Raw genomic sequence first — 24,035 nt, 5'->3', positions numbered from 1 at the left:
TCTGTCGCTAGCTCGCTAAAGACCGGCGCACCGCTACCATACCACTGGCCCTCCGTCCCGCATCGCCACCGGCATTCGAGCAACACTGGTGGCGCCTGTCGCGACGGGCGTCATTGGCGGAAAGACATGCTGTTCGACTAGCCTCATTCATACCGCAAGCAAGAAATAAACGCTCGATCCACGTTTGGGATTCACCGCATATTCCAAGAAAACCAGGTACTGCCTTAAATTACTTGGCTTTGATGCCATCCGCAGCAGCAGGTCGCACGGCGGGATGAAGTCCACGGAGAAGCATATGAGGCGCATCATCGTCGCTGCGATCATCGCAAGCATGGCAGCCCCCACCTGGGCAATGCCCGTCGGAGCGCTAAGGCCGTCGGCTTCCGATACGGTCACGAACATCGACCTAAGGAGGCCTTCCCGCCATCGACCGGGACATGGAGTACGGCCACCGCACCACAGGCCACCCCACTATCGGCCCTCGCGTCCGCCACGCCATCACCGGCATTCGAGGAACAATAGCGGCGCCGTCGCCGCGGGCCTCATTGGCGGAATGCTGCTCGGCGGGATGGCGATCTCGGCTGCCCGCCAGCACAATCACAGCGCTTGGAACAACCATGTGAACTGGTGCTCGCAGCGGTACCGCTCCTACCGGGTCTCGGACAATAGCTGGCAGCCCTACAATGGCCCACGCCGGCAGTGCATCTCGCCCTTCTGAGTGCGCTCTGGGCTCGCTGGTGCTAGGAAGCCTACTGGGATTTGTTGAAACGGCTGAATGCAAGCTTGGACGGGAGCAAAAGCGAGCCTGGCAAAGGCCGGCGGGGCCATTGGCGTGAGCCAGCGGAAGTATCCCGCCTGTTCAAAGAGCATCTCCGCGAAGGCGTTTGCCGATCAATTGATACATGTCCGGCGTTCTGGTCGATGCGACGAATCTCGGTCCGAAAGTCGTAGGTCCGCAGGGAAGACATGGTTCTCTGTTTTCATCCACGTCGATGCGCCAGTTGGGAGGACTATTGTGCTAAAAAATCTATCGATCGCGGCAATCAGCGCCATCATGATTGTAAGCTTCAAGCATTCCGCGTTTGGCACGTCGATCGGCGTGGGCAATCCCTACCCAGTCAGTCACTACGAGTGCCAGGACGGCACGCGTCTGGCAGTGCGTCTCCTCGGGGATCGCGCTTCTGTATCCGTCAACGACGCGGCCGAGGTCGATCTGCCCTCCAAGGGACCGGAAGGAACGACGTATTCGAACGGTCAGTGGACGCTGACCATCATACAGGGACGCCTGTCCTGGGGTGTTGGCCGAGCTGTGCCATCTCTATGCGCCGGCGGTTGAGCCTCCCACCTCAGGAAAACTGATGAAGACTATCCAGTTCGGTCGCGCACTTCATCGCAGCTTTCGAGATCCAGATACGCGTCGGCTCCTCGTGCATTGCAGTGTTTCTGGACGCCTGGTGCCTCGGCGCGGCCGGCGGCAGGAACAATGGCACCCATGACAATCTCCATCCGTCAAACCAGCGGTTAATGCATGTCGCCCAGAAGTGCGCAGCGGTTCTGGGCGACATGCATTAAAACAAAGACTTAAAGCGAGTCGCCTGAATCTGTTTCGACGCGACACGCTTTAATCCCAAGAGATGCGCTTCGACAATAATACCGAAAACGCACGCGCTCTGACGGCAGAGCATAAAATGCAAAGAATCCAGAAACTAGGCATTGTGTCTCCAAATATCCGAGCCACCATGCAGAATTATTGACAACGTGTTCGCATGCGCGTGATGTCGGCTTAATTCACCAAAGAGGACGAAAGATATGCGGAGATATGCACTAGCTGCCCTGTTAAGTGCCGCACTCGGCTTTGGTATTCCTCTTGCCGCTGTGTCCCCAGCGGGAGCTGTGACCGTAAATATAAATATCGGATCAAACCTTAACAACGGCCGCGCGATTACTTGCGCTCAAGGCCAGCGATTGATTCAGAGCAGAGGCTTCAGGGACGTGCGTCGCGTGGACTGCCGGGGACGCAATTTTGTTTATCACGCGCGTCGCATTGGCGGCAGCACTTTCGAAATAGTGCTGAATGCCCGTACTGGCCGCGTGGTGGATTTCCACCGCATTCGTAGATGACTCAGAGAGGCAAGGGAATGACGCAGTTGTCCGAGACCCAGCAACCCAGACGATCTGCGTGGACGAACTCGGCGATCGGAATCGTTTTTATCCTGGCAGGGATCTTCGTGTTGGGCGATCTGGCGCTGGCCACGACCATCAGCGCACTTGTCCTGGGAATTGCGATCGTATGCGCCGGCTTTGTCGAGATCGCCCTCGCCATCTGGGCCGGCGGGTGGCGTGGTTTTCTCTGGCAGACGATGCTCGGCATCCTGTACGTCGTTTTTGGCTGCCTGCTCATCAGCTTGCCGGTGCTGGGATCTATCATCCTCACATGGGTGCTCGGTGTCGTGCTCGTGATATCTGGGCTCGGAAGAATGTCTTTGAGCCTGCGCTACCTGTCCACCGACCGATGGATGATGCTTGTTTCCGGCCTGTTCGGTCTCGCGGCTGGCTTCTTGATACTCATCGGATGGCCATCGACCGGGGTTTGGGTGATTGGGGCGTTCATGGGTATCGACCTAGTTCTTCACGGCCTGGGCTGGCTCGTTACAGGCTTTCGGCCAACGGATACGACCCGATGATCCAACCATTTTCACCGTGACCGTTACCCGCTTTGCGGCATTGGCTCCTGTCCTGCCGCGACGGTTCCCAAGCGCGGCAAGCTTTTTGCGTAGGGTTTCATTTTGTCCTGGACGTCGCGAACGGCCCGTCGATGCGCACGATGCCGCATGATCAGCCACCCCTCGAGACCAGCAGCGCGCCTCTGATCACATAGGAGAAGTTCGGGCGGCTCCGGACGAGAATTCGTCGCGACAAAGCCGAGCGCAACGGACGAAGCGGCCGACAACCAATGTCGAGACCGCAGGCTTGCCAGTCGGACAGGCAAGCAAAATGAGACGTGCTGCACACTATTCGGATTTCCGGCTCAATCTTTCACCTTCTAGGATGTGTATTACGTGCCCTTGGAAAGTCTTAGCCTAGGAGGGTCCCATGTCCGATCTGATCGTCATCGTCTATCCAAACGAGGCCAAGGCTGAAGAGGTACGTCAACGGCTCATAGGACTTCAAAAGGAATACGTTATTAAACTTGGCGACGCGGTTATTGCCACCAAGACCGAGGCGGGTGCGATAAAGCTCAATCAACTTGTGAATACGACGGCGGCAGGCGCTGTATCCGGTAGCTTCTGGGGCTTGCTTATCGGTGTTCTCTTCCTGAATCCGTTGATCGGACTTGCGGTCGGCGCCACCTCCGGAGCCCTTGGCGGCGCTTTGACGGACGTGGGTATCAACGATGCGTTCATGCGCGATCTGTCAGCCAGCATCCAGCCTGGGGACGCTGCCCTATTCGTGCTCGCGCACGAGATGACAGCGGACAAGGTGCTCAAGGAGATCCAGGCCTTTGGCGGTGTGGTGCTTAAGACGTCGCTGGATGAGACGAAGGAGCAGGTTCTGCGCGATGCGCTTCAACGCGCTTCGGCGATGGCCGGCCAAGGCGCGGCCGCGACCGCCTGACCGCGGTCACGGAACATCCCGGAATCGGAACTCTGCTGGTCGGCAAGGGCGATGGATGGCCGGATAGCAAGTGGGCGATGCAAGCATGTCCGGCCTTGAGACAGCGGCCCTGCTTTTGATTGAAGCCATCTGCGGCGCGGGCGGAGCTTTCGCTACGACTTGGTTTTGGCGCATGGCTGCGCTGGGTTGGAAATCTGTCGCGGCGGCTGGCGTCGTGGGAGGACTGACCCTGACAGGGCTGGCCGGTCGGATTCCCGCCTTGGCAAACTTCCTCGGCAACGTCGAAAATGCTGTCGATGCCACCGCTCGTGGTGTCGGCACCCTCACGCCCGGCGTGCTGATTGGCGTCGGCATTGCCGGCCTTCTTGGCGGCATCCTGTCGGTTTGTATCATCGGCCTCGTCCGGGGCGCGGGATCCGGACGTCGCTAGGGGCCCGGCCAATCGAATTTCCTGGCGGCAATCACGCGTTCCGCCGATCGGCGGACCCAAGCAACTGAGCGATCCAAAGGGTCGCCGGCGATTGCGAGCAAAAAGTAACCAGCGCGATGGTGATGGGCACACCTATGAACGCGCCGAACACACCCCAAAGAAACGACCAGAAGAAGACCGAAAACAGCACCACAAAAGGCGACATCGCCAACACGTAACCGGCAACCCGCGGTTCTATGTAGCTGCCGATGACGAACTGAATGATGTTGAGGCCGGCAAAAATCGAGACGGCGGCCTGTGGCGATCCGAACTGCGCGAGCGCGTAAAGCGTCGGCAAGAATGTCGCGACGAACGGCCCGATAAACGGAATATAGTTCAAGGTGAAGGCGATAACGCCCCACTCGGCGGCAAACCGCAGTCCGAAAGCCGCCGAAAGCGCGCACACCATCGAACCGGTCGCAAGGCTCATCAATGTCCGAACCAGCATGTAACGTCGCCATTTCGATGCTGTCTGACTGCTGCCATTGATCAGTGCGGCCGCCGCCTGGGCGCTCAGCGCTACACGAGCATTGCGAGCCGCCGCTTCAGCGTCGAGAAGACCCAGAAGCACGTAAACGACGACAACGATCCAGAACGAGATCACGGTATTCAGCCTTGCGGTCACGCCTTGAGCTATCCGCACGAACCAGCCGACATTGAAATGCTCGGCCCAGGCGCCGGCCATCACGACACCGTGCCCTTCCAACCACTCGGCGAGTTGACTGTAGAGTCCTTGAAAGCGGGCGCTGTCGGCGAGGACCGATCGGCCAATGCGGCCAAAACCCCAACTGGCGATCGATGCAAAGGCGAAGAATGCCAGGACGACGACACAGACGACTATCGCCAGTGCGATCAGCTTTGGAAGAAGCCGCTGCAGGTTGCGCTGCAATGGCCACACCAGCGCGATGAGGAAAAGAGCGCACACGACTGGCGCGAAAATTGAGGCAGCGGCCTGCAGCGCCCATATGACGGCGATAACCGCCAGAATATACGTAGGCGCAAAGAGCGTTCGCTTCGCCATGGTATAGTCTGTTCCCGGCCGGCTGGATGACGTTACAGACAACTCCGAAATTGGTCCGGAAGCTTGCTCAGCGCCCAGACCAATGTTCATCGATATCGCTTAACCAGCTCGATTCGTGCTGAATAAAGCTGATCTTACGCATCGCGCCTAGCACCGTTTTGTGATGGGTCGACCCTGACGATCGCGAACCGTGTGACCCCAGCGATCACGAACCCAGCATTCGCGATGATGCGCGCGCGGTGCCGTCGCAGCGCCGACCACAGCCCCTGTGCCGCCACCGACCGCCGCGCCTACAAGGGCACCTCGACTGCCGTTTGCAAGGCCGCCGATGACCGCACCCGTTCCGGCTCCTGCCAACGCCGTGCCTGCTGTTCGCTGTTCCGTGGCAGTACAACCCGCGGCCATCAGAGCCAAAGCAGAAACGAATATAATACTTCTCATGGTTTCATCTCCTGGGTACATTTACATCCGCTCGCCAACAACGAGCATTCCGTCCAACAATGTGCCGATTGTTCCTATAGGATTGGGAGCGACTCCAACGCTCTATGAGCAATTCTGGGGTAGACGGTCTTTATGTGCTGGAGGCCGTCCGACAGGTATGGCCTTCAGACTATTTGGGGGCCGACCGGCCGCCTGTATCGAGCCCGGCCGGATTGCTATCAATAGTCGACCGCATCGCGAATGATGGGACAGGTCATGCAATGACCCCCGCCTCGGCCGCGGCCGAGCTCCGCGCCTGAGATAGTGATGACTTCTATGCCTTCCTTGCGCAGCAGCGTATTTGTGTACGTGTTGCGATCGTAGGCAAAGACGACACCAGGCGAGGCGCAAACCAAGTTGGCGCCGCTGTCCCACTGGGTGCGCTCGCGCATGTAGTCGTTGCCGCCGGTTTCAACGACGCGCATCTTCTTGAGACCAAGCGAGTCACGCACCGTCTCAATGAAACTGCCTTTGTCCTTGTGGAGTTCGACGCCCCCCTTGCCGTCAGGGCGATAGGAGAATGCGTCAATGCCGTTGACGATGTCCGGATACATCAGCACGCAGTCGCGATCGGCAAACGTGAATACCGTGTCGAGATGCATCGCCGCGCGCAGCTTAGGCATTGCGGCGACGATCACACGTTCGGCAACTCCTTTCTCAAACAGGGCCGCCGCCACTTGGCTGATAGCCTGGCGCGAAGTGCGCTCGCTCATGCCGATAAGCACATTGCCCTTGCCGATAGGCATGACGTCCCCACCCTCGAATGTGGCAAGCCCCCAATCCCTGGTCGGGTCACCCCACCAGACATTGACCTTGCCGGCGAAGTCCGGGTGGAACTTGTATATCGATGTGGTGAGGATGGTCTCCTCGTGGCGCGCAGGCCAATAAAGGGCGTTCAGCGTCACGCCGCCATAGATCCAGCAGGTGGTGTCCCGGGTGTAGAGCGTGTTGGGCAAAGGCGGCAGCAGATATTCGTTGACGCCGGCCGCGTCACGGATCAGCGCCAGTTGTTCGCCGCCGATGCTTTCCGGGAATTCGAAGGTCGACAGCCCGCCGATCAGTGTTTCAGCGAGGTCGCGATTAGAGAGGCCGTCGAGATAGGAGCGGACCTCGTCGATGAGGCCGAGGCCGACCTGGTTCGGTACGATCTGCTGGTCGAGGATCCACTTCTTGGCTTCCGGAATGGCGACCGTCTCGGCGAGCAGATTGTGCATCTCGACCACCTCGACGCCCCTGTCGCGCATCTTGGTCATGAAGTCGAAATGATCGCGCTTGGCATTGTCTACCCAGAGCACGTCGTCGAAGAGGAGTGCGTCACAATTGCTGGGTGTCAGCCGCTGGTGGGCGCGGCCGGGAGCGCACACCATGACCTTGCGCAACTGACCAACCTCTGAATGAACGCCGAATGAAGTATTGTTTGTCATGACCTTCCTTCTTTCTGTTCAAGGTGCGATGGCGCCCGTCAGCAGCCCGTAGGCTCCGATCAGGCCAGCGATGAGCGTGACGGCGAACACGAAGAGTTCGGCGAGCGTGAACAGCTGCAATTTCTGCTCGCGCCGCGCCCAGACGTAGAGGATAGTTCCGGGCGCGAAGAGGACGGCAACAAGCAGCACGTATTTGAGCCCGGCGGCGACGAACATGAAGATCGTGTAAATCGCCGCGATCCAGGCGAAGATCTGGTCGCGGCCGCGCTGATCCGGCGTCTTTTCATAGCCAACGCCGCTACGAGCGAGCAGGATGCCGTAGCCGGCCACGAGCAGGTAGGGCAGCAACGCGGTGACGCTCGTCATGTCGAGCATGAAGTTGAACGCGTCCCGCGACCAGTAGGTGGAGATCACGAAGAGCGATACGACGATGTTGGTGAGCCAGAGTGCGTTAGCGGGAACCTTGTTGCCATTCTGCGCTGCGAAGAGCCTTGGCATGTCCTCCGACTTCGCCGCCGCGAACAGCACCTCGGCGCAGATCAGGGACCAGGCGAGATAGGCGCCGAGCACCGAGATCAGAACGCCGATCGAGATGAAGACCGCACCCCAGTGACCGACGACCGCTTCGAGAACGCCGGCCATCGACGGCTGCTGGACACCGGCGACAGCCGATTGCGGCAGAGCCGCGTAGGGCAGCAGCGTGACCGCTACCATCAGGCCTGTGACGCCGACGAAACCGAGAATCGTCGCCGTACCGACGTCGGAACGCACCTTGGCAAAGCGGGAATAGACGCTGGCGCCCTCGATGCCGAGGAAGACGAAGACCGTGATCAGCATTGTGTCGCGCACCTGGGCGATCAGGGACTTCGGCGGCATGTCCAAGCCGCCGAAGAAATTCTCGCGGAACTGCCCGAAATGGAAGAAGAAGATCAGGAGCAGGATGAAGACCAGGATCGGCACGATCTTGGCGATCGTCACGACAGTATTGATGAAGGTCGCCTGCTCGACGCCGCGCAGGATCATGAAGTGGAAAGCCCAGATGCCTATCAACGAGACGATGATGGCGGTGGCGCTGCTGCCGTCCCCAAAGATCCCGGGAAAAAACCGCCCCAGCGTCGAGCCAATGAGCACCCAATAGAAGACGTTGCCCAGGCAACTACCGAGCCAGTAGCCGAAGGCGGACAGGAAGCCCATGTAGTTGCCGAAGCCGGCCTTGGCATAGGCGAAGACGCCTGAGTCGATGTCTGGCCTCTTCTCGGCCAACGCCTGGAACACCCGCGCCAGCATGTACATGCCGGTTCCCGCAATTGCCCAGGCAATGATTGCGCCGAACGGACCTGTCGCAGTCGCGAACCGGCCAGGCAGATTGAAGATGCCCGCGCCGACCATCGATCCCACAACCATGCTGGTCAGCGCAAACAGCGAAAGCTTCTGATTTTCGTTTGAAGTCATAAACCGCTCTCCTGGCTGCGCGAACCAGAGTTCGCGATCAGACGCCTCGCCGACACGTCTCGGTCCAGCAAGGTTATGTCTGATCAGAAGCAGTAAATGCGAATATCGGCAACCGGTTAAACGAGCCAAGGCAAAGGTTTTGGACGTCAGGTATACTAGTGGGATTTTATGCCAATCACGTGGGCGCCAGATTCGAGATAGGTTGCAGGCGTAACAATGAGGCCGCTGGACCGCCGTCCGCCAAGGAATTGTTGATCCAAATTCAATGAACTCGACCGTTCAGCAAAAATTCTCGATATGGACCCTGACGGCTATGGTCGTCGGTTCGATGGTCGGCGCGGGCATCTTCTCTTTGCCGCAGGCTTTTGGTCGCGAGACCGGTCCGTTCGGGGCCATGATCGCTTGGGCCATCGCTGGCGTCGGAATGCTGATGTTGGCCTTCGTCTTCCAGACCTTGTCGGTTCGCAAGCCGGACCTCGATGCGGGCGTGTATGCCTATGCCAAGGCCGGCTTTGGCAACTATCTCGGCTTCCTCTCGGCCCTCGGTTACTGGTCTGCCGCCGTTCTCGGCAACGTTTCCTATTTCGTGCTGATAAAGTCGACGCTGGGGCTTTTCTTTCCTGTGTTCGGCGATGGCAATACGATCACGGCGATCGTCATTTCCTCGATGCTTCTGTGGATCGTACATTCGCTGATCCTGCGGGGCGTCAAGGAAGCGGCGGCGATCAACACCATTGTCACTTACGCCAAGATCATTCCGATCTTTCTCTTTATCATCTTCGTTATCTACGGCTTCAGCGCCGATGTCTTCACGGCCAATTTCTGGGGCGGGGAAGAAATCAGCGTTGGCAGCATCGCGAGCCAGGTTCGCGGGACCATGTTGGTGACCGTATTCGTCTTTGTCGGAATCGAAGGCGCGAGCGTCTATTCGCGTTACGCACGCAACCGCGGGGATGTCGGGGTCGCGACGCTCCTTGGTTTTCTCGGCGTGCTCTGTCTGCTTGTGCTGGTCACCATTCCCTCCTACGGGATCATGCTTCGTCCTGAACTGACAGCGCTGCGCAATCCCTCCATGGCCGGCGTATTGGAAGCGGTGGTCGGGCCATGGGGCGCCAAGTTCGTCAGCTTCGGCCTGCTGATCTCCGTTGCCGGTGCCTATCTGTCCTGGGTGCTGCTGGCCGCTGAAATCCTGTTCACCGCATCACATCACCAGACAATGCCGCGTTTTCTTGCGTATAAAAACAAGCATGACGTGCCGTCGCGGGCGCTCTGGCTGACCAATACGGTCGTGCAGGTTTTTCTGGTCCTGACGCTCTTTGCTCAACAGGCCTTCAGGCTCGCTCTTGAGCTGACCAGTTCCATGATCCTCATCCCATATCTTCTTGTCGCCGCTTACGGGGTCAAGCTCGCATGGGGCGGCGAGAGCTACGAGAACGACCCCGTAGCGCGGCGTGTCGACTTCGCAAGGGCGGCGATAGCATTGATCTATACGGCCGGTCTCATCTATGCCGCCAGCGCCAAGCACCTGCTGCTTTCGGCCGTCATCTACGGACCGGGCACGATCCTCTTCGTCATGGCTCGGAAGGAGCGGGGGCAGAGGGTGTTTACTCCCGCCGAGATGGGGATGTTCGTCGTCGCCGCACTTGGCGCGGTCGCGGCAATCTACGGCATCCTTGCCGGCGCCATCGCAGTCTAGGGCCCAAAGCTGTTTCGCAGCAGAAGACTACTCAGCGTGTGCGCCCTGCTGTCAGGCTGGCTGATCTGCTGCGAGCTCGTGGCCTGGGCGCCTTGCCAGCCTTCCACGCGTGCCTCCTTTGGCGTAATGCCGAATTCCTTCCTGAACATCCGGCTATACGCCGATGGATCCGTGAAGCCCCAATCCCCGGCAATGGCGGAGATCGGGCGCCCATCCAAGCTGTCGGAAAGTATATCGCGTGTCTTGAGCAGGCGTTTGTGGCGAATATAATTCGAAACACCTCCGGCCGGTTCGAATATCCGGTAGAGGCGAGAGCGGGACACACCGAGTGCGCGGCAAAGCCTGTCGGATGCCAAGGACTGATCATTCAAACTTTGTGCAATGATTTTGGCAGCGCGCTCGGCGATCACGGCGTCGATCACACGCTTCGCCTCGGTGATGCGGTCATGTGATGGCGACACGCACGCAGCCAGCAGATTGGTGGTGGCAGTGGCAATGTGCGACACATCCACGGCCCTCAGATCGGAAAAGGAACGGTGCAGCAGAAGCATGTAGTCTGCCAGGAGTCTTTTCGACTCCTCACGTATTTCAATCCTGGACGATTGGATGAAAGGCAGGGCGCGTGGCAGGAAAACGGCAAGGAGGGCGTCGTTCTCCATCACGCATTCGTAGGGCTCTGCAAAAGATTGCAGGGTCGTTCTCACGACCTGCCAACTTCCAGGAAGCCTGCCCTTGGACAAGGGCAGGCTCAAATACCAATTGTCCACCGAAGGGTTTTTCAAATGCCGCCAGCGACAGCGGTAGCCACTGCCAGGCAATTCGAGGAACATGACAGCCAACGTTCCCAGATCCCACACTGTTTCATGTGCCGGAAACGAATGGCTCCGTTCTTGCATAAGTTCAGTGTCGGCAACGCCTTGATACCAGGTTCGAAACAGGTCGAATTGCTTAGCAGGTGGTGCCGTGGAGGTATCGATGTCGACGGCGCATTGCAGGGACTTCTCGGCACCTGCTCCTCCAGATAGCCCGGCGGCATGAACCATAGCATCCATAGCAACTATCCGTCTTTGTTGGTGCAACACGGGTTATTGCAAGAACATTAGTTCATTCTAATATATACAACTCCGGCAAGCAATGTTGAAGGTGGATGTAATACCCTGTCTACTACCAGCATAGAAGCATGTTAATCAATCGTTAACATGCCATCTGGCCCATTTGAGGTATCCACCAGGAATTCGTGAACTGGGCTTAATTGTACCCGACGGAAGTTGTGGAGGTGGCTGCGTGATATCCGAGGCTTATCACACCGGTTGTGGTGGCTCTCAACTCAGTATGCAAGGCATCCCAATCATAGACCACCAGTCCATTTTTCTTGTTGGAGGCTGTACTCCCTGAAATGTCTTGTGGGACTAATGCCCGGATACCACGCGCACAACGGGAATCGGTAAGGACGATCTAGCCGCCCTCGCACGCGTCACCGCGAGATCTGCAGCATGATCCTCATCGGCAGGGACCACACAGCCATGGCGCATGAAACCAGCGAGGGCCTCGGACGTCGCGACTTCATGATCGCATCGGTCGCTACCATCGGCGCTGCCGCTGCGCTCATGGCCGGGCCGGCGCAGGCGCAAACGGGCTCGGCACCTGCAAGCGCGTCTCCCGCAGGGACGTCGGGGACCGTCTATACCGGCGATGTCATCGACGGAAAGAAGGTCATCAGTTCGCTTGACATCTCGGATCTGAAACCAGGCAAGCACAGCTTTTATTTCCAGGGCGTACAGATGCCGACGGGCCAGCACTGGTACGTCTCGGTGATGGTCGCCAAGGGGGCAGCCCCAGGCAAACGACTGGGGCTGATGAGCGGCGTGCATGGCGATGAAATGAGCCCCATTCAAACCGTGCAATCCGTAATGCGTGAGCTCGATCCGGCCGCGATGTCGGGATCGGTGATGGCGGTACTCGACATTTCGCGCCCCGCAATGGAAGGCATGGAACGGAGATGGCCGAATTCGGGGCGCGGGATCGACCTGATCGACATCAATCGGTTGTTCCCTGGCAACGAGGACGCTCCCGACGCGCCGACGCGCCACGCCGGCCTGATATTCAAGCGGCTTCTGCGGTCAAACCTCGACTACGGGATCGATTTTCATACAGCCGCCACGGGCATGGACGCGACGGCGTTCCACCTTGCGCGCATGGATCTCCCCGAAGTGCGGGCGATGGCGGAACTCTATCCGGTCGATCAGATTTTCGACAACTTTGGCGAGCGAGGTCTTCTCGCCAATGCCCTCATCGATGCCGGCATTCCCGCCTTCACGCCCGAGATCGGCAAGCCGCGGATCTTCGATCACGACATGATCGCCCTGTTCGTCGAAGGAACGATGAACGTCATCAAGCACCACGGAATAATTTCAGGCCCTATCGGCAGAACCAGCAAGGATTCGAGCGTTTTCGTCGCGGACGGCATGTTTCCCGTCACCGCGACGCATGGCGGTTTCATCGAATTGTTGGTCGAACTCAATGAGACCGTTCGGCCCGGACAGAAAGTTGCAGTCCAAAGGAACACCTTCGGGGAAATCGTCGCGGAATACTCCGTGCCTCTCGGCGGCGAAGTCGGCGCCAGGCGGACCGATGCAACAGCGGAGTCGGGGACTCCGATCGTATTCCTCATCTTTGACAGCGCCAATCCTGTCGGCGGCGATGTGTTGGTCGAGTAACGGGACCTGAAACGACAAGAACCGCGACACGAAGCGCCGTCCGGCAGGTGTCAGTGTCGCTCAACCGAAAGCAAAAGACATGCTGCGGCTAGGCTCGAAGTACGGTCACCTCGTTCACAGTTCTGGTTGCGGTTGTCTCAATCCCGATCTTCAACGAGTCTCTCGTCGTCTGGAGGCCTTTTCCAGGCGTAGTTTTCTCTCCGGTTTCGGGGCTGCCGCCATCGCCGGGGTGCTGACAAAGCCGTCCTTCGCGCAGACGGCCGCGCCCCCTTCCAAGATCCTGTTTCGCGAAGTCCGGCTATTCGACGGCAAGTCGGGTACGGTGAAGGACGGAGCGCAAATCCTGGTGGAGGGCGGCAGGATTTCCGGAATCGATATGACGAACGCCCCTCCCCCGGAGGACGCCACCGTCATCAAATGCCGCAATGGCGTCCTCATGCCAGGGCTCATCGACGCGCATTGGCATGCGATCTTCGCGGCGGTCCCGGTCAACATCCTGCTTAACGGCGACCCGGGGATTATCTTCGCAGCGTCCACCGCCGAGGCGGATCGCACGCTCAGTCGCGGCTTCACCACCATACGCGATCTGGGAGGTCCCTCCTTCTCCTTCAAGCAGGCTATCGACACCGGGCTGATCCCTGGCCCGCGCATCTATCCCTCCGGCGCGATGATCACGACCTCCGGGGGTCACGCCGATCTTCGCCTGCCAAGCGAGATTCCGCGCGACGGCGGCAAGCTCAGCAAAGGTGAACTCCTGGGGGGAGCGGCCATCGTCGACGATATCGGCGACCTGAAGATGCGGATCCGGGAGCAGCTTCTCCAAGGCGCGTCACAGATAAAGTTGGTGGGCGGCGGTGGCGTATCGTCGCCCCGCAGTCCGCTGGACATCGTCACCTTCAGCGAAGAAGAGCTGCGGGCAGGCGTCGAGGTGGCACAGGATTGGAGCACCTACGTTACCGTGCACGCCTATACGTCTCGCGCGATACGACGCGCGCTGGCAGCTGGGGTGCAGTCGATCGAGCACGCGCATCTGATGGACGAGGACACGGCGGCGATGATCGCCGAGAAGGGCACATGGCTAAGCACCCAGCCCTTCCTGACGGCGGAGGACACCGGCCCGCTGACGGGACCTAGCGCCGACCGCGCCCAGGAGCTTTTCTCAGGGACGCCGAGGATATATGCCTTTGCTCGCAAGCATGGCATCAAGACGGCCTGGGGTTCCGACGTGCTGTTCTCGCCTGCGTTGGGTCCGCGCCAGAGCATGATGCTCACGCATTTGGCCAACTGGTACAAGAACGCCGAAGTCCTGCAGATGGCCACCTCCGGCAATGCCGAACTGCTCGCACTCTCCAATCTGCGCAACCCTTATCCGGGCAAGCTCGGCGTCATCGAAGAAGGAGCTTTCGCGGACCTCTTAGTCGTGGACGGCAACCCGCTCGACGACATCCGGCTGATCGAGGATCCGCATAAGAACTTCGTCGTCATCATGAAGGACGGCCGGCTTCACAAGAGCACCCTTTGAGAGTCAGCGGAAAACCGTATGCCGCCTTCACTTCCCAGCAATCAGTTAATCCGACACGGCCTCATGGTCCTGACGAAGCAAGGCCGCGAGAAAATCTCGACTAGGCAGTGGTCGTCATCGGGAAATCTCGCCGCGAGGCAACCAGACAGGCTCCTGACGCTCCGTCCGGCAGACTTATTCCTGATACTTTCCATTGAGCGCTCTCGGCTCTCTTCTCTGCCCGCAGGGTGCGAGATCGATATTTAGAACCTGCATGGAACGGGGACATGCCAGAAAAATCGGATCACCCACCTGCAACGCCATATGAACGGGCCGAAATCGAGCAGGGCAAGTGGCGCAGGTTTCTGCTCTTTGGGCTCCTCCTGCTTGCGGGCGGCGTGTTTTCAGTCGCAGTTCCCAGCGTTTCCAATTTCGCATCCAACGTCGTGTTCGCCGTGGCCCTGATGGCAGTCGGCGTCATCAAGGTCATCCAATCGCTCTGGATCAAAAGTTGGGTGGGCTTCGTGTGGCAGGAACTGACCGGCTTCTTCGAGCTCATCGGCGGCATCATGATTTACTTCAATCCTATCAAAGCATCGGCCGCAATATCACTGTTCATAGCGTTTGTACTATTTGTCCACGGTGTTCTTCAATTAATCATCGCCGCTGAAGTCAGGAAAGTCGGCGGCTGGTATTGGTTCGCCGTTTCCGGAATCGTGGCCATATTCGCTGCTTTCTCCATACTGCTGAAGTGGCCGATCGTCAGAGAGATGCCGACTGGCTTGGTGGCCGGATTTTCCATGATGATTGCTGGACTGGCGTATCTCGTCATTGCCCTGAGCGTGCGCAGGACGAAGATTTTGTCTTGAGAGCAGGATCCGACGATGATGAAAAGCAATTTTGACTTTCGAGCCAGGGTCGTGGCGGCCGCATTGCTAGTCAGCGTGGGCGGCTTCGCGGGAGCGGCACGTGCGCAGACCGCGGCGACGGTGCCAGTGGTCGTGCAGAAGGTCCAGTCCGGTCCGGCAAACGCGCCGCTGACATACAACGCGCAGGTCGAGGCGATCGATGCGGTCGACATTCAGGCGCGCGCGTCCGGCCTGCTCAAGGAGATCAGGTTCTCCGAAGGCCAGCACGTGAAGGAGGGCGATCTGCTTTTCGAAATCGAGCCGGATCAACTGTCGGCGGCGGTAATGTCCGCACAGGCGCAAGTGGCCAGGACCGAAGCCACCCGCAACGCCGCGCGACAAAGCCTCTCACGCGCCAGGGACCTGCTCAGCCGCAGGACTATTTCTCAGGCCACGTTGGATGACGCTCAGGCTGCATTCGATGTCGCCGCGGCGGATGTTCAAAGCGCCAATGCAGCCCTCAATACGGCCGAACTCAATCTTTCCTATGCTCAGATCAGGTCTCCCATCAATGGCACCATCGGCCGCTCCCTGGCGACGCGCGGTAATCTCGTGGGGCCCGGCTCCGGATCATTGGCGCGCGTCGTCCAGCTCGATCCTATCCGCGTCGCATTCTCGATCGCTGACAGCACTTTGGTCGACATCAGGCAGAAACTTGCCGGTGGCCAGAAGATCGATGCGAACAAATTCCACCTGAGTCTGTCTCTCGCCAACGGCACACAATTTGCTTTGCCGGGGCGGGTGCAGTTCATCGACAACGAGGTCAATCAGCAGACCGGTACCGTCGCTGTCCGCGCGCTGTTCCCCAACCCCGACCACATTTTGGCGCCTGGCCAGTTCGTCCGGCTAACAATCGTCGACGAAGAAGCCAGGAAATTGCCGATGGTGCCGATGGCGTCCGTTCTTCAGGACCGCCAGGGCAAGTTCGTCTTCGTGCTCAACGACAACAATACCGTGACCAGGCAGGCGATCACGACCGGTGCGCGCATCGACAATCGCTGGGCGGCGACGAGCGGATTGGAAGGCGGCGAAACGATCGTCGTCGAGGGCCTGCAACGCGTTTCCGATGGTCAGCAGGTCAACCCCCGCGAAGCGGAGGATACGCCATGATCTCGGACCTCTTCATCAGCCGCACCCGGCTCGCGATCGTCGTCTCGATCATCATTTCGATCGCCGGCGGGATCGCGGTGTTTTCCCTTCCCATACAGCAGTATCCGCAGATCACCCCTCCAACGGTGACGGTGTCGGCCTCCTATCCGGGAGCAAGCGCGGAAGTCATCGCCGACGTGGTGGGCGGCCCGCTGGAGACGGCCATCAATGGCGTGGACCACATGATGTACATGTCGTCCACCAGCTCCAATGCCGGCCAATACACGCTATCGGTGACCTTCGAGGTCGGAACCGATCCCGAGACAGCACAGATCAACGTGCAGAACCGCGCTCAGCTGGCGATCTCGCGCCTGCCGGCAGCGGTCGCGCAGCAAGGTGTCTCCGTGCGTGCCCGCTCGCCGGATTTTATCCTCGGCATCGCTTTCTATTCGCCGGACGACAGCCTCGATGCGCTGGCGATCACTAATTTCATCACCACGACCGTCGCCGACACGATATCGCGCGTGCGGGGCGTCGGCGAGGCTTCGGTCGCCGGGGCTTCGGAATACTCGATGAGGGTGTGGCTCAACCCGCAGCGCATGGACGCGCTTGGCCTGACGCCCGACGATGTCTCGGCCGCCATCCAGCGGCAAAACATCCAGGCGACGCTCGGACAGGCCGGCGCCCCCCCGCAGGCGCAGGGCTCGGAGCTGCAATACACTCTGGTCGCGCAGGGGCGGCTGAGAAGCGTCGAGGAATTCGGGGACATCGTCGTGCGCACGGGCTCGGCGGGGGCCAAGGTCTACCTGCGCGATATCGCGCGGCTCGAGCTTGGCGCGTTAAGCTATGCTTCGAGCGCCAGCTTCGCCGGACACGCCTCGGCGATGATGCAGATCAACCAGTCGCCCGGCGCCAACGCCATCCAGACCGCGGCGTCGGTCCGCGCCGAACTGGAGCGCCTCTCGTCACGCTTTCCCAAAGGCATGCAGTATCACATCGTCTACGACGCGACCCGCTTCGTGAATGCCAGCATCTCGCTGACGGCCAGAACCCTGCTTGAAGCGTTCCTGATCGTTCTCGCAGTCACCTACGTCTTCCTGCAGGATTGGCGCGCCATGTTCATCTCGGCGCTTGCCATCCCGGTTTCCATGCTCGGCGCCTTGGCGGTGCTGTTTGCCGCCGGCTATTCGCTGAACATGATTTCTCTTTTGGCGCTGGTGCTGGCGATCGGCCTGGTGGTGGACGATGCCATCCTTGTCGTCGAGAACGTCAAGCATGTGCTGGAGGATACCCCTGACATCGCGGTCGCCGACGCCACGCGCAAGGCGATGCACCAGATCACTGGGCCGATCATTTCCACGACCTTGGTGCTGCTTGCCGTGGTGACGCCGACTGCGTTTCTCGGCGGCATAGGCGGCCAGCTCTACCGGCAGTTCGCCGTGACGCTGTCTTCGGCCCTGGTGATTTCCTCCTTTGTCGGATTGACCCTGAGCCCGGCGCTGGCCGCACTGCTTTTGCGGCGCGATGTGGGCCATTTCAAGCGTGGCCCGCTGGCCTGGTTCACGGCATTCATGAACAAGACGCGTGACGGCTATGGACGCCTCGTCGGGTTTCTGGTGCGGCATTGGTACGTGCCGATGGCGGGATTGCTTGCCTGTTTTGCCGCCGCCTATCTGATCTTCACCGGGCTACCGTCGACTTTCCTGCCCGACGAGGACCAAGGCGCGTTGTTCGTCGACATCCAGTTGCCCAATGCCGCTTCGCTCGACCGCACGAAAGCCATCGTGGAGGACGTGCGCAAGATTCTGACCGACACCGGAGGCGTGCAAGACGTCATCACGGTTGCGGGGTTCAGCATCCTTCAGTCGACGAGTTCGCCGAGCGGCGCAATGGCGGTCGCGGCGCTGAAGCCCTGGGACGAGCGCAGGTCCAGCGAACTGCAGCTCGCCGGCATCCTGCAGGCGCTGCGGATGAAGTTCTCCCAAATTCCGGGCGCGAACGTCGCCGTGTTCGCGCCGCCGGCGATTGCCGGCATCGGCTCGGTCGGTGGCCTGGACTTCCGCCTGCAAGCGCTTGAAGGACAGCCGCCACAAGAGATCGCGCAGGTCGTCGGCGCCCTGCTTGGCGCCTTCAATCATCTGCCGGAGCTCGGCGGGGCCGCCACCACCTTCAGCGCCAATGTCCCGCAGGTCTATGTCGAAGTCGACAGAACGCGCGCCGAAGCGCTTGGGGTAAGCGTGTCGGACGTCTATTCCACCATCGGCGCGGCCTTCGGATCGCGCTACGTAAATGATTTTACGCTCAATGGCCGCGTGTTCCAGGTCAATCTGCAGGCCGATGCCGATTTCCGTGCCCATGCGGAAGACATCTTGAACCTGCATGTGCGTAGCCGGAACGGCACCATGGTGCCCTTGAACAATCTGGCGTCGTTGACGACGATCCTGTCGCCATTCGCCATCCAGCGTTACAATCTCTCGGTCGCCGCTCCCATAAACGCCATTACCGCACCTGGAAGCAGCAGCGGCGGCGCCATGGACGCGATGGAGAAGACAGTGGCCCAGCTGTTGCCGAATGGCTATGGCTTCGAGTGGTCAGGCCTGTCGTTTCAAGAGCGCCGCGGCAGTGGCCAGGAGGGGCTGGTCTTTGCGCTGGCGTTCCTCTTTGCCTATCTCTTCCTTGTCGCCCAATACGAGAGCTGGTCGCTTCCGTTGATCGTCATCCTTTCGCTCGGAGCGGCTCTCTTCGGCGCCATAGCGGCATTGAAGGTCTTCGGGTTGCAGAACAGCCTCTACGTGCAGATCGCCATCGTGCTGCTGATCGGGCTGGCGGCGAAGAATGCCATCCTGATCGTGGAATTCGCCAAGGAGCGGCGCGATGAGGGACTAAGCATAATGAAGGCGGCGCGGATCGGGGCCGAGCAGCGCTTCCGGGCCGTCATGATGACCGCGGTTTCCTTCATCCTCGGGATCATTCCTCTTGTCGTGTCGACTGGTGCCGGTGCGGGCGCGCGGCGGGCTGTTGGCGTCACAATTTTCGGGGGCATGGCCGCGGCTACGACTATTGGCCTGTTGATCATCCCCTCCGTCTATTTTGTCGTCCAGAAAGCAACCGAGTATCTGTCGTCCCGGCGTCGGGGAGATCGTACGGAACGCCTCGATACGATCGAACCATCACATTGAGGTTCGTCCTCGCCAAAGGGCGGTCGAGATGGCCCGCGGCAACCATTTATGTTCTTGGAATCTCAATTCTTGGCTTTGCGTCCATTTCTTCGCCGAATGGACTCGTTCTCCGAACCGCGGCGATGGACTGACGGCCGGATGCAAGTACATTCGGCGCAATATTTGGCGAAGTTGCCCCCAGAGGCCGGTTTCCGGGCGGCCTTCGAGTTCAGTGACGCATCGTCTGGAGGCTGCAACCGTGAGTCCAGAGTCCTGCTCATCCTTGCCGTTGGCCGCTTCGCTCGCGGTGTTGTCGCTGTACGCCACCGCAACGAGCAATGCGGAGGCTGCCTCGTTGGCTGCACGCGGCAACGAACCCGGTTGGCAAATCAGCATCTCGGACACCGCGCTCAGCTTTAACGCCTTAGGGGGCGAGACCTTCACAGTTCAGCCGGCTCCGCGTCCCACAAGGCAAGGCGACGCCGACACCTATCTGGCGACGGTAGACGGCCGGCAACTCGCGCTGACCATCGCTGCCAAAATATGCGTCGATACCATGAGCGGAATGCCATACCCCCAAACCGCGACCGTCATCCTTGGCGACCGGAAATTTGGGGGCTGCGCCGGAGAGCCGGGCGACCTCCTTCACGGAGATTGGCTCGTGGACGAAATTCGAGAAGAAACCACGGTCTCCGATTCGAAACCCACCCTTGCCTTCGAGCCAGATGGACGCATCCATGGGAATGGCTCGTGCAATCGGTTCTTTGGCGGCTTCGCCTTGACCGGAGAAGCGCTGACGATCTCGGAAACCGGCTCGTCCAGGATGATCTGCGATCAGCCCCTCATGGATCAAGAGCGCAGTCTTCTGAAGGCACTCGGGTCCGTCCATCGTTTTGAAGCCCCACAGACAGGACGAGTGCAACTGTTGGACAAGGATGGCCAAACGCTGGTGAGTTTACGAAGATAAGCCGGCGCGGCCAGCAGCATGCAGAACCCCGCAGGACGATTTGTGTTGGTTATCTCGCTGGCGTTGCTGGTGCAAAGCTGCGCCGGTCCAAGAGCCGTGACGGGCCTTGCCTCGCCTGTACAAATTAGCAACAAAATGTCGGCTATTTCCTTCCTGATTGCCACCACGCGCACAAGGTTCCCCACCTCCGAACCGCCCTATTCGCGGGATCGTTCCCCGACGTTGAGTTTTTCGCAGTTGACTGTCGTCGTGCCGGCCACACACCGGCCGGGCGTCGTCGAGACGTCATCGACATCACCCGATCCGAAGCGCCATTTTTCCGCTCGTGATCTTGTCCGCTTCGAGAACAGAGCATCCTTCGCAGGTCGGTTGAACGGGATGCTGGCGAAGCGTCCGCCTTCGGAGCGCGAGGTGTTTATCTTCGTGCACGGCTACAACAACAATTTTGCCGAAGGCCTGTTTCGTAATGCCCAAGTCGTCCACGACTACCGCATCTCCTCGGTTCCGGTTCATTTCTCCTGGGCGTCGGCGGGATCTATCGGCGCCTATCTTTTCGATCGCGATAGCGCTCTCCAGGCGCGGGACGGCTTGGCCGAAACGATCGAAATCGCAGCTCGATCGAACGCTAGCGGTGTTTTCATCGTCGGCCATTCCATGGGCGCGTATGTCGTAATGGAGGCGCTTCGCACCCTTGTATTGCAAGGTAAGGCGGCGGTTACCTCAAGAATCCGCGGCGTCTTGCTTGCCGCGCCCGATATCGATCCAGATGTCTTCAGCAGCCAAGTCAGGGACATACCCCAACTGCCGCACCCCTTCACGATCGTTGTCTCTCGGCGAGATCGCGCCTTGAGCCTGTCGCGGCGCATTGCAGGTGGCCAGCCACGAGTCGGCAGTGGCTTCGATATCCCGCTCCTCCAGAAAAAGGACATTCAGGTTATCGACATTTCCGACGTGGACGGCGGCGGCCACAGCGGCTTTGCAACGTCGGAAACACTGATGAAGCTGTTGAGGTCCGGGCCCCTGCTGCGCCGTCTCATCGTGAACGAAGATATGCCGGTCGAAGACAAAGCCGAAGAGACCCGGCAGATCATCTTCGATAACGCCTCCCTCGTTCTCCATCTGCCGCTCACAATCCTGAAGCGGTCGGCATCCCGGCAATCCGTGTCCCAGCAGCCGGCGTCCGAGATCGGCGCCATGTGATGAAAGCCCCTGCATTTTGAATCAGACGGAATGAACATTTGGAAGCTGAAGTCGCGATAACTCAATCAATCCTGCTGAAGCTTGTGCTTGCGTTGCTGCTCGGCGCGCTGATCGGTGCGGAACGCCAGTACCGGCAACAATATACAGGACTTGTGACGCACGCGCTGGTCGCACTGGGCGCGGCGGCATACTCCTCGCTGCCGGGCGCTCTTGGCTCAGGTCTCGATCTTAGAATGGGGGCTCAGGTCGTAACCGGCATTGGCTTCCTTGGCGCCGGCCTGATCATCAGGGACGGTTCCAACATAAGAGGGTTGAGTACGTCCGCGACGATCTGGAGCACTGGCTCTGTCGGGGTCTTCGTAGGCTTTGGCTTTCTGCTGCTGGCCGCGGAAACCGCAATGCTCATTATTATACTCAATTCGCTTCTTCCTAATTTCTCAAGATTCTTTCGAAGGCACTCTCAGGAACAACCTGCCGTCGAATACACGTACACTATAGAGATCGTATGCTCACGAGATAATGTTTATTTGCTCAGATCGATTCTGCTTCAGACCATCAATACAAACCTCCTCCGCCTACGCTCCCTTAACAGCCATCCCATCAATGAGGGCGACGCCATGAGAATAGAAGCAACGTTGTTCAGCAACCGTGATGATGCGCAATCAGTCGAACGCGTCGTCGCTCACCTCGCGCTCGACTCGAATGTTCAGTCGGCTTCCTGGGAGCCGGAAGAAAAGACCGAATAGAGCGAAAGCCAGAAAGACCCTCGACACCACCTCGAAACGTCAAATTTTAAGGAGCTGCTACAATGGAAGGAAACACCAAGGCCTTGTTGGCAAACAAATTGATAGCTATCGGCCTCTTGCTCATAGGCTTTCTCATTTTTGCATCGGGCTATCGCTATGGCTCTCCATCGAGCATCATGGTTGGCTGTCTTCTCTTTGCTATCGGAATCATTCTTCTGATTATAAAGATCGCCCGCAGAAACAAGCCGGACTCGGTTGCTTGACTTATCGAGTTGGACGAAAGCGATCGCGTCCAACTCCAGTCCGGACAAAAGACTTGGAGAGGCCCTCGTTGTTGGAGGCTCCTAACTGGTACGCCCGCCAGTATAATTCCGTGGTCGCGCGCACCCGCGAGTCCGATCCCGACGCGGAATTCCATATCCAGCAGATTGGCGAGCAGCGCCATGCATCGAGCCTTGCAACGATAGACTATGGCGACGCGTTCGTCCTCGATTTGCGGGACAAGGGTGGCATCGCCATGTCCGGGGCGATCAATGACGATGCGTTGACGGCGGTGTTCCTCTGGGGCGAAGGCACGACCTTCAACGGACAACGGAGTGAAGTACCGCAGTTGCGGATCATCGGCCCGGGAACAGAATTCAAGCTGGAGATGCCAGGAAGCTATCGCCTCATGCGGATCGGTCTGCGTGGGTCCGCGCTCGAGTCTCTGCGCACGGCATCAGCCTCCCACCTGGGCCAGAGGACCGCGCTGATGCCAGGGATACATGAGCAACGCCTCACGGCAGGAGCCGAGCTGGAGCTTCAGCAGAGGCTGCTGCGAACCGTCGGGTTCGCGGAAGCTGCAGCACAGCGTGGCTATGACCTAAGTGCCGGCCTGGCCGTTGCGGCGAGCGAAGCGGGCGCCGCGCTCGCGCGGGTGCTTTCCCTCACGGAGCAACCATCCCCCCGCGCCCTCGGTTCCAGCGATCGGCGCGATATCGTTGATGCCACCCTGGCCATTCTGGAGGCAAGGCCTCATAGCCCTGTTTCCGTCAGTGCAGTCTGCGAGGTACTGGGCATTGGCGAGCGAATGTTGGAGCGCGCCTTTCAGGAACGTCTGGGAGTCAGCCCTCGAGCTTACGAGCGGGAGCGGCGGCTTCGGGCCGCGCACGGCCTTATCCTGACGCAGGGCGATCGCCTCTCGATCACCGACATCGCCATGAGCTTTGGTTTCTGGCACCTGGGCCGTTTCGCTGGAGCCTATACGTCAATCTTCGGATGCTCCCCCAGTGAGGCGCGTCGGCGCTTCTGGAGACACGCAGCACCAGACTGATGGGATGCTCAAACCTGCCGATCCGAGGCTGGTTAACGCGGTGCCTCAGGCATTTTGATCAGGATGGGAAGACGATGAAGCCGTCGGCTCCTGTGGACGGAGGCAGTCGGCAGAAATGCCGGATCCCCCGCGGTCGGCGAATCCTAAAGCCAACGACACACCTACGCGTAGGGCCTCATCACAGCTATGTGCAGCCCGCATTCGGCCTAGTTGCCTGCTGAACCACCCCAATCCGAGAGCTTTCGGGCACTCCGTCGGAAAGTGGATAGAAATTGGTTGG

General features: G+C 59.5%; 22 protein-coding genes. 16 read left to right on the top strand and 6 right to left on the bottom strand.

Annotated elements, in window-relative coordinates:
* Positions 1-147 precede the first annotated feature (147 nt).
* On the bottom strand, positions 148-402 hold the full coding sequence (locus FJ946_RS31170; protein WP_224655846.1) for a hypothetical protein: 255 nt from the start codon (positions 400-402) through the stop codon (positions 148-150).
* On the opposite strand from FJ946_RS31170, the gene FJ946_RS31535 reads away from it, so the two are divergent.
* The 5 genes from FJ946_RS31535 to FJ946_RS16405 all read left to right on the top strand — a co-directional run bounded on the left by FJ946_RS31535 (position 296) and on the right by FJ946_RS16405 (position 4,045).
* Entirely contained in the window at positions 296-718 is a 423-nt protein-coding gene (locus tag FJ946_RS31535; protein WP_348640289.1) for a BA14K family protein, read from the top strand. The genes FJ946_RS31170 and FJ946_RS31535 overlap by 107 nt on opposite strands.
* Before the next feature lie 57 nt (positions 719-775).
* The gene (locus FJ946_RS31165; protein ID WP_224655847.1) at positions 776-1,336 is read left to right on the top strand and encodes a hypothetical protein; all 561 of its coding nucleotides are present in this window, start codon (positions 776-778) and stop codon (positions 1,334-1,336) included.
* Between the two features lie 802 nt (positions 1,337-2,138).
* A complete protein-coding gene (locus FJ946_RS16415) occupies positions 2,139-2,684 on the top strand; it encodes a DUF308 domain-containing protein (RefSeq protein WP_181167676.1) in 546 nt (181 codons plus the stop codon).
* 409 nt (positions 2,685-3,093) lie between these two features.
* Positions 3,094-3,615, top strand: a complete 522-nt coding sequence (locus FJ946_RS16410) for a DUF1269 domain-containing protein (protein WP_140499392.1) — start codon at positions 3,094-3,096, stop codon at positions 3,613-3,615.
* An 85-nt stretch (positions 3,616-3,700) separates the two neighbouring features.
* Positions 3,701-4,045 (top strand): hypothetical protein, encoded by a 345-nt coding sequence (locus FJ946_RS16405; RefSeq protein WP_140499394.1) that lies wholly within the window; start codon positions 3,701-3,703, stop codon positions 4,043-4,045.
* A gap of 31 nt (positions 4,046-4,076) precedes the next feature.
* Here the strand turns inward: FJ946_RS16405 and FJ946_RS16400 are convergent, their stop codons facing one another.
* From FJ946_RS16400 to FJ946_RS16385, 4 genes are all read right to left on the bottom strand, one after another.
* On the bottom strand, positions 4,077-5,105 hold the full coding sequence (locus FJ946_RS16400; protein WP_140499465.1) for an AI-2E family transporter: 1,029 nt from the start codon (positions 5,103-5,105) through the stop codon (positions 4,077-4,079).
* A 147-nt stretch (positions 5,106-5,252) separates the two neighbouring features.
* A complete protein-coding gene (locus FJ946_RS31530) occupies positions 5,253-5,510 on the bottom strand; it encodes a YMGG-like glycine zipper-containing protein (protein ID WP_348640292.1) in 258 nt (85 codons plus the stop codon).
* A gap of 254 nt (positions 5,511-5,764) precedes the next feature.
* Positions 5,765-7,009 carry an arginine deiminase gene (locus tag FJ946_RS16390; protein WP_140559915.1) on the bottom strand — a complete coding sequence of 415 codons (1,245 nt, stop codon included), beginning with the start codon at positions 7,007-7,009 and terminating at the stop codon, positions 5,765-5,767.
* Between the two features lie 18 nt (positions 7,010-7,027).
* Complete coding sequence (locus tag FJ946_RS16385) at positions 7,028-8,461, bottom strand: basic amino acid/polyamine antiporter (RefSeq protein ID WP_140565636.1); 1,434 nt, start codon at positions 8,459-8,461, stop codon at positions 7,028-7,030.
* Between the two features lie 265 nt (positions 8,462-8,726).
* Between FJ946_RS16385 and FJ946_RS16380 the strand changes: the two genes are divergently transcribed.
* Positions 8,727-10,157 carry a basic amino acid/polyamine antiporter gene (locus FJ946_RS16380; RefSeq protein WP_140565639.1) on the top strand — a complete coding sequence of 477 codons (1,431 nt, stop codon included), beginning with the start codon at positions 8,727-8,729 and terminating at the stop codon, positions 10,155-10,157.
* Here the strand turns inward: FJ946_RS16380 and FJ946_RS16375 are convergent.
* Positions 10,154-11,209: a helix-turn-helix domain-containing protein gene (locus FJ946_RS16375; RefSeq protein WP_140565642.1), complete on the bottom strand. Its 1,056-nt coding sequence runs from the start codon at positions 11,207-11,209 to the stop codon at positions 10,154-10,156. The two genes, FJ946_RS16380 and FJ946_RS16375, sit on opposite strands and share 4 nt — an antisense overlap.
* Positions 11,210-11,680: 471 nt before the next feature.
* On the opposite strand from FJ946_RS16375, the gene FJ946_RS16370 reads away from it, so the two are divergent.
* The 10 genes from FJ946_RS16370 (at position 11,681) to FJ946_RS16325 (ending at position 23,755) form a co-directional block, all read left to right on the top strand.
* On the top strand, positions 11,681-12,874 hold the full coding sequence (locus FJ946_RS16370; protein WP_140565779.1) for a succinylglutamate desuccinylase/aspartoacylase family protein: 1,194 nt from the start codon (positions 11,681-11,683) through the stop codon (positions 12,872-12,874).
* Positions 12,875-12,953: 79 nt separating this feature from the next.
* Entirely contained in the window at positions 12,954-14,396 is a 1,443-nt protein-coding gene (locus FJ946_RS16365) for an amidohydrolase family protein (RefSeq protein WP_140521318.1), read from the top strand.
* Between the two features lie 266 nt (positions 14,397-14,662).
* A complete protein-coding gene (locus FJ946_RS16360; RefSeq protein ID WP_140499407.1) occupies positions 14,663-15,244 on the top strand; it encodes an HdeD family acid-resistance protein in 582 nt (193 codons plus the stop codon).
* Between the two features lie 51 nt (positions 15,245-15,295).
* Positions 15,296-16,393, top strand: a complete 1,098-nt coding sequence (locus tag FJ946_RS16355; protein WP_348640507.1) for an efflux RND transporter periplasmic adaptor subunit — start codon at positions 15,296-15,298, stop codon at positions 16,391-16,393.
* Positions 16,390-19,551: an efflux RND transporter permease subunit gene (locus FJ946_RS16350; protein ID WP_140565649.1), complete on the top strand. Its 3,162-nt coding sequence runs from the start codon at positions 16,390-16,392 to the stop codon at positions 19,549-19,551. The genes FJ946_RS16355 and FJ946_RS16350 overlap by 4 nt, the downstream gene beginning before the upstream one ends.
* A gap of 238 nt (positions 19,552-19,789) precedes the next feature.
* On the top strand, positions 19,790-20,497 hold the full coding sequence (locus FJ946_RS16345; RefSeq protein WP_181171825.1) for an META domain-containing protein: 708 nt from the start codon (positions 19,790-19,792) through the stop codon (positions 20,495-20,497).
* A gap of 18 nt (positions 20,498-20,515) precedes the next feature.
* Entirely contained in the window at positions 20,516-21,697 is a 1,182-nt protein-coding gene (locus tag FJ946_RS16340; RefSeq protein ID WP_140565652.1) for an alpha/beta fold hydrolase, read from the top strand.
* Between the two features lie 38 nt (positions 21,698-21,735).
* The gene (locus FJ946_RS16335; protein ID WP_181165254.1) at positions 21,736-22,443 is read left to right on the top strand and encodes an MgtC/SapB family protein; all 708 of its coding nucleotides are present in this window, start codon (positions 21,736-21,738) and stop codon (positions 22,441-22,443) included.
* Positions 22,444-22,505: 62 nt separating this feature from the next.
* Positions 22,506-22,706, top strand: a complete 201-nt coding sequence (locus tag FJ946_RS16330) for a hypothetical protein (protein ID WP_140499417.1) — start codon at positions 22,506-22,508, stop codon at positions 22,704-22,706.
* Positions 22,707-22,816: 110 nt separating this feature from the next.
* A complete protein-coding gene (locus tag FJ946_RS16325) occupies positions 22,817-23,755 on the top strand; it encodes an AraC family transcriptional regulator (RefSeq protein ID WP_140499419.1) in 939 nt (312 codons plus the stop codon).
* Positions 23,756-24,035: the final 280 nt, after the last annotated feature.

Source organism: Mesorhizobium sp. B2-4-7 (assembly GCF_006442685.1).
Lineage (GTDB): Bacteria > Pseudomonadota > Alphaproteobacteria > Rhizobiales > Rhizobiaceae > Mesorhizobium.
The sequence above is the reverse complement of the archived record's forward strand: the minus strand, read 5'-3'. Positions and strand labels throughout refer to the sequence as shown.

Coding starts and splice junctions, on each gene's coding strand:
- FJ946_RS16415 (WP_181167676.1), top strand. CDS start 2,139: ATGACGCAGTTGTCCGAGACCCAGCAACCCAGACGATCTGCGTGGACG.
- FJ946_RS31530 (WP_348640292.1), bottom strand. CDS start 5,510: ATGGCCGCGGGTTGTACTGCCACGGAACAGCGAACAGCAGGCACGGCG.
- FJ946_RS16400 (WP_140499465.1), bottom strand. CDS start 5,105: ATGGCGAAGCGAACGCTCTTTGCGCCTACGTATATTCTGGCGGTTATC.
- FJ946_RS16410 (WP_140499392.1), top strand. CDS start 3,094: ATGTCCGATCTGATCGTCATCGTCTATCCAAACGAGGCCAAGGCTGAA.
- FJ946_RS31170 (WP_224655846.1), bottom strand. CDS start 402: ATGTTCGTGACCGTATCGGAAGCCGACGGCCTTAGCGCTCCGACGGGC.
- FJ946_RS16330 (WP_140499417.1), top strand. CDS start 22,506: ATGGAAGGAAACACCAAGGCCTTGTTGGCAAACAAATTGATAGCTATC.
- FJ946_RS31165 (WP_224655847.1), top strand. CDS start 776: ATGCAAGCTTGGACGGGAGCAAAAGCGAGCCTGGCAAAGGCCGGCGGG.
- FJ946_RS16360 (WP_140499407.1), top strand. CDS start 14,663: ATGCCAGAAAAATCGGATCACCCACCTGCAACGCCATATGAACGGGCC.
- FJ946_RS16365 (WP_140521318.1), top strand. CDS start 12,954: ATGCTGCGGCTAGGCTCGAAGTACGGTCACCTCGTTCACAGTTCTGGT.
- FJ946_RS16375 (WP_140565642.1), bottom strand. CDS start 11,209: ATGGATGCTATGGTTCATGCCGCCGGGCTATCTGGAGGAGCAGGTGCC.
- FJ946_RS16380 (WP_140565639.1), top strand. CDS start 8,727: ATGAACTCGACCGTTCAGCAAAAATTCTCGATATGGACCCTGACGGCT.
- FJ946_RS16340 (WP_140565652.1), top strand. CDS start 20,516: ATGCAGAACCCCGCAGGACGATTTGTGTTGGTTATCTCGCTGGCGTTG.
- FJ946_RS16405 (WP_140499394.1), top strand. CDS start 3,701: ATGTCCGGCCTTGAGACAGCGGCCCTGCTTTTGATTGAAGCCATCTGC.
- FJ946_RS16390 (WP_140559915.1), bottom strand. CDS start 7,009: ATGACAAACAATACTTCATTCGGCGTTCATTCAGAGGTTGGTCAGTTG.
- FJ946_RS16370 (WP_140565779.1), top strand. CDS start 11,681: ATGGCGCATGAAACCAGCGAGGGCCTCGGACGTCGCGACTTCATGATC.
- FJ946_RS16350 (WP_140565649.1), top strand. CDS start 16,390: ATGATCTCGGACCTCTTCATCAGCCGCACCCGGCTCGCGATCGTCGTC.
- FJ946_RS16385 (WP_140565636.1), bottom strand. CDS start 8,461: ATGACTTCAAACGAAAATCAGAAGCTTTCGCTGTTTGCGCTGACCAGC.
- FJ946_RS31535 (WP_348640289.1), top strand. CDS start 296: ATGAGGCGCATCATCGTCGCTGCGATCATCGCAAGCATGGCAGCCCCC.